The organism is Alteromonas sp. AWQ4_252, assembly GCF_056158205.1.
This window is the reverse complement of the sequence record NZ_JBSWSV010000006.1, coordinates 1-6,722: the sequence shown is the minus strand read 5'-3', so window position 1 is coordinate 6,722 and position 6,722 is coordinate 1. Positions and strand designations below refer to the sequence as shown.

Below are 6,722 nucleotides of genomic sequence, written 5' to 3'. Positions count from 1 at the left end.
TATTTTTACTAGTCTGCTTCGTTCAGTTACGTATTGCTAAAGCCAACAAATCAACAATCACGCTACTCAGCACCTCAATCTTCAGAAACAAATTAAGCAATCCTATCATATTGAAAAGAAAGAGATAGATACTAATTTACTACCTTTAACAATTGAGAATATCTTGCACAGTATTGACAAGCTCTCTTCAGAGGAAACAATTGTGATTTCAGATGTAGGAGCTCATAAAGTATCTATAGCCCGAACTTATCAACCCAAAAACGCTAACAAGTTCATTATATCAAATGGTTTAGCTTCCATGGGTATTGCTTTACCAGGCTCAATTGGAGCTAAACTAGCCTGCCCTAATGATCCAGTTATTTGTATTACTGGAGATGGAGGAGCTTTAATGAATTTTGCAGAAATAGAGACGGCAAAGCGCTTAGGGCTTTCATTCATCATTATTGTTTTAAACGACTCTACATTAAAAATAGAGCAGGAAATGATGAACAAAAAGTTTGGTAAGAGCTATGGAGTAACTTTTACAAACCCAGATTTTGTTCAATTGGCAGTTAGCTTTGGAATTAAAGGAGAACGGGCAAATAGTTTAGCCGAATTTGAAAATATAATGAAAAGCGCCTTAAAAAATTCAGATGAGATTGTCCTAATTGACGTTTTTCTAAAAGGCTAATTGCGATTTCTCCATTATTTTAACGAGTTATCTCTGTTAAGAGATTAATCTGTAGATTCACTAGAAAATAAATGTTTTTAATTTTTTAAAATAAGCTAGGCTCAGTTCAACCCAAATCCAACTATAAAGAAACGTAAATACAAAAATTAAACCAGTAGTACAAAGAGAAACATTATTGGAGATCACGGGACCTAGTACTGGGAATTTGAAACCGTACAATAAGGTAATAATCCCAACAGTTAATGAGGTGGCACCACTTATAATAATGTACAATCTCTTTTTTTAAAAGTAAAAAGCAGCTCCTATGCCTATTCCCAGTATTCCTGTTGTAAAAGGAAAAATAATAAGTTCACTTGGCTGGATAATCAGAAGAAGCAGATTTGTTAGTGTATAGGTAAGAAACCCTAGAGGAAGCGAAAGTATAAAACAAAAAAGAATGGGTGCGGTAGATAATGGACTAATGAAAATTCCTATAAAAAGTAATAAATATTAATTTGAAATATATACTAAATGAAGAAAAGGCACAGGAAAGTATAGAATAAAAACAGCATGTATATCCACATTATGAAAAAACGTATCCTTAATGCGCGATGAACATTGTTTAATTAAAAGGAGGAGTTTTATATGAGTGATAATCAATCAAATGATTTAGAACAGGTATCAGAGGAATTAGCTGATCTTGAGAAAGAGTTTGCAACAAAGCCTTCTGATCCTTATCCCCATAAGTATTATACTGGAGACACTTCTATAGTTTCTAATGCTGTGCCAGGAAACGATAAAGAATAAAAATTTCTCCTTATCTATTAATAGATAAGGAGAAATTTGAGCATATAAGCTTAAGCACTGTATTTTTCCAGAACCAAAATACATCTCATAAAAAGACAGTTATATTTCATCTATTATTTTGAATTAAAAGTAATCGCTTTTATTTTTTGCTTTCCCGAAATCATTTGGTAGGTTATAATAAATATCTACAAAAATATTAAATGATATGTAAGTAACAAGCAATTACACCCTTAATATTTAACTAAACAGAAAAACTCCCTTAAGGCATTAGGGGAGTTTTTCTGTTTTTATGTATACTATATAAGGGTAATTTCACCATAATAATAGGACGAACTCATTTTTCAATTCTAACTAATGTTTTTTCTGGCATGTCAATGTCGTCGATGTCAAAGTAATGGATGTTTAACGTTAATTTCCTCTCTGGTTCTTCAGCTTCTTCTCCTACCCAACAACTATACAATTCAAAAAAGTCTCCTGACTTAAGATAGCGGTCCATCAATTTGCATAGTGCAATTAGTTTCTCTTTTGATTCTTTGCGCCTGCTCTTATTCATATATTCCGTAATCTCAATTCCCCAGTCACTTGCAACTTCATAAACATAAAGGGTAGTAAATTGGTGTTTCTTTATGTTCAATCGATTTCTTTCATCTGAAAAGCAATTCCCAATAGTAACTAAATCATCTAATTCCTTATTAATAGGTAATTCTACAGGTAATTCTACGTTCGAACCTATATAAGTAGCTAAACTCATTTGTATTCACTCCGTTCCTCATCTAAATAACCCGTTAAGTTTTGTGGAACTAACCTAGGTTGTTAATATCCTAAGAAATACAACCTGTTATCAAAAAGGTGTTTCACTAAACTTTATTACAAATACTCGAGTTTTATTCAAGGTTTACTATTATTCTACTTAACATATGAATAGGCTGCGAAATGTTTATATACCTGTAAATGGGGGATTTACCATATAAGAATATTGATACCTAATTGGAAGGAGAATGAAAAATGAACAATAATACTGAAACCGTTGAGAATAAAGTAGAGGATAAACTAAATGAAATGAGTCAAGAGAAGAAAGACAACATCCTTTCTAGTTTTAACGAATTTAAAAGTTACTTAGGAGATAAAGTCACAAAAGGTGAGAAACTAGGGTTAAATGATAATCAACTAGCTCTAGCAGCTAAAAAAATAGCTGACTATCTCGCAACCCATGAGGAGCCACAAAATGAAGAGCAATACTTGTTACATGAGTTATGGAAAGTTGGAAACGAGGAAGAACAACATCATCTTGCTCATATGCTTGTTAAATTAGTCAAAGAATAATCTAAATCGATTATAGATTGCGTTTTGCCATTATTTATTAGAGGTTCAAGTGAATTCAATCAACATAGCAAAGAGCCACTTGCGTAAAATAAGTGGCTCTTTTTTCTCTTTCATGCTGCACCTCTGTTTATTTTTTAATATGTCCCTCCGATGCATCAATTAAAAGATAAAGCTATATTTCCCCAACAATAATTTGACTACATGCTATAACTCACTTCATTGAAAACATCAGTACGAATCCAACGGATTCGTATTTTCCGGTGACATTCAAAATACGTACCAAGCAATAGAAAGAAGAGGTTTTGAACGTTTATAATTCGGTTAAACATGAAGTAACAAATTATTTTTATTTATTCTGTATATTTAAATTATTCGTTCGTAATGGTACAATAAAATGATGGAAAGAGGATATGATGCTTCTTTCTTAATAAAGGATGAAGAAATATGGATATTAAGGCTCAGCAAACAAAATTGGCGAATAACTTGGGCAAATTGTTACGAGATAACTTTGGAAAAGGCCCCGAGGCTGTTCATGTTACGATTTATGAACCTTATGTTGTTATTTATGTTAGTGGCTTTGTATCACCGATGGAACAAGTACTGTTAAACCAGAATGAAGAACTTCAGGTTATGACTACAAGAGAGCTTTTGGTAAAGACTCTTGAACCTCAAATCACTGGTCAAATTAAAGGGATTACAGACCTTGACATCCAGCACTTATATTATGATTGGAATTTAGATTCATCACTCCGGAATTTTTGTGGGAGTTTGTCTGGACGATTTGAAAGACGATTTGACTGAGGGTGACCCTTACCCAGGAAAACAAGCAATTCATGATCGGATTATAAAGATGAGTGAAATTGCACAAAAAGGGCCTGAGAAAATCTCTTCGTATAAATTAAGTGATCGTACATTGGTCATCGTAAGAGAAGGAATACTGGTGGCTATTGAAAAGCAGCTAATTTCGTTGGGTTTTGATGACACCTTACGCATCTCTAAACGCCCTTTGGAAAAAGGAATCTTACGACAAAACGATGACTATGATGAGATATTAAATGCAGACATTCTTGATATTTTTGTGGATTGGGATTTTGAAAAGGACAATAGCATTATTACCCTTATCTTAAAACCAAAAAATTAATGAGGCAGTAATGAATTGGACACATTGTGCCAAACATAAGCCGAGGAAGAAAAGCTCATACCTTTTCTTTTTCGGCTTATTTTTGTTGTTTCAAAAGAGTAAGTCCTTTTGTAACGGAATAATCCCCTAAAATAGCATCTGAAAATAGGATGTGCCAACAGAAAGGATTTGGTCGGTATGGCTGATAATCATGAGATTGTATTGTTTATAAAAGAGCTTCGTCGATTGTTGCAGGATTACCAAAAGTATGACAATGAATTTTACAAAGAAGAAATTAGCAAGGATATAATACTGTTAAGTACCATTATCTATGGAAGTAAAATTGGAATTTCAAATAAAAGAAGAATTTTTAAACATAGAAAATACAAAGGTAAACAGAAACCAATCTATTAAAAATATACTAGTATGACTCGTTTACATTTTGTGAAAAGTGAATTCTTATTACCCAAAATGATCTTATGATGAAGAAGGAGTTTTCATAAAACATCACGAATAGTATACCTTATGAAACTAGAAACTAGGTGCACCATCTATCGATAAAACGAAACTGGAAAAAGAATTAAGTAGTTATATGGGAAGATTACTTCGTGAAAACTTTGGAAGAGGTCCTGGAGGTGTATTCACCGTCATTTCTCCTCCTTTTATAACCGTTTATTTTAAAGCCTTTTTATTACCTTTAGAAAAGGCTTTGTTAGACGAGGGACAAGTTATCTATGTTCAAAAAACACGTGATTTGTTGATGGAGACTTTAATTGAAGAGATAAAAGGATATATACAATTAAATATACATTTAGATATTGAAGAATTTTATTATGATTGGAATTTAGAGCTGCAGTCTGGCATGTTTATCATGATCCATTCTGATAAACATAACATAGTCAACCATTCCTATAAAAATCAGAAATTGCTGCATAAAGAAGTTGAGGAAGTGACTCAAAAAGCAGAAAAACTCCCTCAAGATGTTTCTTCTTATTTATTGAGATCAGCGAACACTCCTTATCATTAGGGAAGGTATTATGGTAAATATAGAGAAAGAATTAGTCCAATTAGGGTTTGAAGAAAACCTTACATTGGCTAAAAGAAATCTCGAAAAAAGGCTACTCCATGAGCATAGTCAATCATTAGAAGTGATTTTAGATTCAAAGGTAACAGATATACTGGTCGCATGGGATTTTCATAAAGATAAAAGTACAATTCTTCTGATTTTAAACGCAACTTCATAACGGCACTAATAAGCTAGGCACTGAACTAGATGTAGAGCCAAAAAGAAAGGTTATCTAACCTTTCTTTTTGGCCTATTGTTTTTTTACTACTATTAAAATAAAGAAAGTGGTGATAATTATGCTATTTCAATCGGATAAAGGAAAGGAACCTTTAACTGTTGAGATACACACGGAAGTGGATATAGTAGAAGCCCGTCAGAAAGGACGAATGTTCTCTAATTGCTTAGGCTTCAGCGCACTCGATCAGGCCCGAATTATTACGGCTATTTCAGAATTGTCCAGAAATATATATAAATATGCCACTACGGGGAAAATTATAATGGAAATAATAGAGAATCAACTTGAAATAGGACTCAAAATAATAGCTATAGATAAAGGACCAGGCATTAAAAATATTCAACAAGCGCTAGAAAGTGGCTATACAACGTCAGGGGGATTAGGCGTTGGTTTATCAGGGGTAAAAAAATTAATGGACGAATTCACCATATCATCTCAAGAAGATCATGGCGTTAACATCGAGGTTATAGAATGGAAAAAAAAAATAAATAAAAGAAACACAAGGTAAAAGGTTAAGAAAGAACTGACTTCCTCTTTACAAAAAACTCCTTTATTAAATAGGAGATAGCTTCTAAAAATATCATCCCCTGATGATCCTGCTCTAGGGTACGGTTAAGATATTTCACATGCTTGAGTTGGTGCCCTCAGCATGTGCTTCTCCTCTATTAACTCTTAGCCGTAGGACAAAAATTTTTCTCTGCAGTAATCACAAGAGGCTTAAAAACATGAGAAAAAGGTGTGGGAAATTATGAGCAATTCCATTTAATCGTTAAATGGAAGGAGCAAGCTCTCATGATAGAGAGCTTGCTCTTTTTATTTCTTAATATAATCCTATCTGACAAAAAACAGCCTGTTTCAAGTACACCAAAAACATACATTTATGATACATAGATTTTGAGATCATCTCTGGAACATTTCTACCCGTATTAGGGACGCAATAGAGTGAGAGTGTGTAAAGAGGTTATCCCTTACTTAACTCAGTTATATAAACAAACAATACTCATATACATTTATTGAATGGCTTTTTTAAACTTGGTGCGGAATAAAACGTAAATAGATAAAGAGTACATAGGAGGAGAAAACATGTTTGTTCATATAGTTCAGCCTGGTGATACGTTATCTTCAATAAGCAGAAGATATGGTTATTCCGTTGCACAGCTTAGGAGCGTGAATGGGTTAGAAGAAGCAAATATTGTTCCAGGTCAAGCCTTGCTCATAGCCCTATATGTATACACAGATCAGCCGGGTGATACGATGAAAGGTATTGCTAAAAAAGCGTACGTGTCCTTGGAGCAATTGAAAAGGGCCAATCCTTCAGTCTCGTATAACTACTTGCAAGTCGGAATGAAAATAAACATTCCTAACATATCAGACTATATTGCAGGGACACTAGAATATTATGCCGTTCGAAACCCAGAAGCAGATCGCGAGTTAATCAGTGATTTTGCAACGTATTCCTCTTCCATTTCAGGTGCTGACCTTGCTTTCCCTTCTTGATTGATTAACCTTAGCAATACGTAAC

The 6,722-nt window shown here is 33.5% G+C and carries 11 protein-coding genes; 10 read left to right on the top strand and 1 reads right to left on the bottom strand.

The features are described from left to right. The first annotated feature begins 202 nt into the window (after positions 1 to 202). The gene (locus ACXACM_RS20430; protein ID WP_474824494.1) at positions 203 to 670 is read left to right on the top strand and encodes a thiamine pyrophosphate-dependent enzyme; all 468 of its coding nucleotides are present in this window, start codon (positions 203 to 205) and stop codon (positions 668 to 670) included. Positions 671 to 1,294: 624 nt separating this feature from the next. Then, the gene (locus ACXACM_RS20425) at positions 1,295 to 1,456 is read left to right on the top strand and encodes a hypothetical protein (RefSeq protein WP_165635770.1); all 162 of its coding nucleotides are present in this window, start codon (positions 1,295 to 1,297) and stop codon (positions 1,454 to 1,456) included. Between the two features lie 334 nt (positions 1,457 to 1,790). Here the strand turns inward: ACXACM_RS20425 and ACXACM_RS20420 are convergent, their stop codons facing one another. Next, positions 1,791 to 2,207, bottom strand: coding sequence for a hypothetical protein (locus ACXACM_RS20420; RefSeq protein ID WP_154989122.1), 417 nt, complete (start codon positions 2,205 to 2,207; stop codon positions 1,791 to 1,793). 254 nt (positions 2,208 to 2,461) lie between these two features. On the opposite strand from ACXACM_RS20420, the gene ACXACM_RS20415 reads away from it, so the two are divergent. The 8 genes from ACXACM_RS20415 to ACXACM_RS20380 all read left to right on the top strand — a co-directional run bounded on the left by ACXACM_RS20415 (position 2,462) and on the right by ACXACM_RS20380 (position 6,697). After that, a complete protein-coding gene (locus ACXACM_RS20415) occupies positions 2,462 to 2,779 on the top strand; it encodes a DUF3243 domain-containing protein (RefSeq protein WP_014460657.1) in 318 nt (105 codons plus the stop codon). A 444-nt stretch (positions 2,780 to 3,223) separates the two neighbouring features. Continuing rightward, complete coding sequence (locus ACXACM_RS20410) at positions 3,224 to 3,580, top strand: Na-translocating system protein MpsC family protein (protein ID WP_474824491.1); 357 nt, start codon at positions 3,224 to 3,226, stop codon at positions 3,578 to 3,580. Next, positions 3,540 to 3,920, top strand: a complete 381-nt coding sequence (locus ACXACM_RS20405; protein ID WP_474824490.1) for a Na-translocating system protein MpsC family protein — start codon at positions 3,540 to 3,542, stop codon at positions 3,918 to 3,920. Before ACXACM_RS20410 ends, ACXACM_RS20405 begins: the two co-directional genes overlap by 41 nt. A 177-nt stretch (positions 3,921 to 4,097) precedes the next feature. Continuing rightward, entirely contained in the window at positions 4,098 to 4,313 is a 216-nt protein-coding gene (locus ACXACM_RS20400; RefSeq protein WP_033578616.1) for a hypothetical protein, read from the top strand. Positions 4,314 to 4,452: 139 nt separating this feature from the next. Next, positions 4,453 to 4,926 carry a Na-translocating system protein MpsC family protein gene (locus tag ACXACM_RS20395; RefSeq protein WP_474824496.1) on the top strand — a complete coding sequence of 158 codons (474 nt, stop codon included), beginning with the start codon at positions 4,453 to 4,455 and terminating at the stop codon, positions 4,924 to 4,926. A 10-nt stretch (positions 4,927 to 4,936) separates the two neighbouring features. Then, positions 4,937 to 5,143 carry a hypothetical protein gene (locus ACXACM_RS20390; protein WP_474824488.1) on the top strand — a complete coding sequence of 69 codons (207 nt, stop codon included), beginning with the start codon at positions 4,937 to 4,939 and terminating at the stop codon, positions 5,141 to 5,143. 118 nt (positions 5,144 to 5,261) lie between these two features. Further along, complete coding sequence (locus ACXACM_RS20385; RefSeq protein ID WP_474824486.1) at positions 5,262 to 5,708, top strand: ATP-binding protein; 447 nt, start codon at positions 5,262 to 5,264, stop codon at positions 5,706 to 5,708. Positions 5,709 to 6,283: 575 nt separating this feature from the next. Next, the gene (locus ACXACM_RS20380; RefSeq protein ID WP_474824484.1) at positions 6,284 to 6,697 is read left to right on the top strand and encodes a LysM peptidoglycan-binding domain-containing protein; all 414 of its coding nucleotides are present in this window, start codon (positions 6,284 to 6,286) and stop codon (positions 6,695 to 6,697) included. Positions 6,698 to 6,722: the final 25 nt, after the last annotated feature.

Coding starts and splice junctions, on each gene's coding strand:
- ACXACM_RS20425 (WP_165635770.1), top strand. CDS start 1,295: ATGAGTGATAATCAATCAAATGATTTAGAACAGGTATCAGAGGAATTA.
- ACXACM_RS20420 (WP_154989122.1), bottom strand. CDS start 2,207: ATGAGTTTAGCTACTTATATAGGTTCGAACGTAGAATTACCTGTAGAA.
- ACXACM_RS20415 (WP_014460657.1), top strand. CDS start 2,462: ATGAACAATAATACTGAAACCGTTGAGAATAAAGTAGAGGATAAACTA.
- ACXACM_RS20410 (WP_474824491.1), top strand. CDS start 3,224: ATGGATATTAAGGCTCAGCAAACAAAATTGGCGAATAACTTGGGCAAA.
- ACXACM_RS20400 (WP_033578616.1), top strand. CDS start 4,098: ATGGCTGATAATCATGAGATTGTATTGTTTATAAAAGAGCTTCGTCGA.
- ACXACM_RS20390 (WP_474824488.1), top strand. CDS start 4,937: ATGGTAAATATAGAGAAAGAATTAGTCCAATTAGGGTTTGAAGAAAAC.
- ACXACM_RS20385 (WP_474824486.1), top strand. CDS start 5,262: ATGCTATTTCAATCGGATAAAGGAAAGGAACCTTTAACTGTTGAGATA.
- ACXACM_RS20380 (WP_474824484.1), top strand. CDS start 6,284: ATGTTTGTTCATATAGTTCAGCCTGGTGATACGTTATCTTCAATAAGC.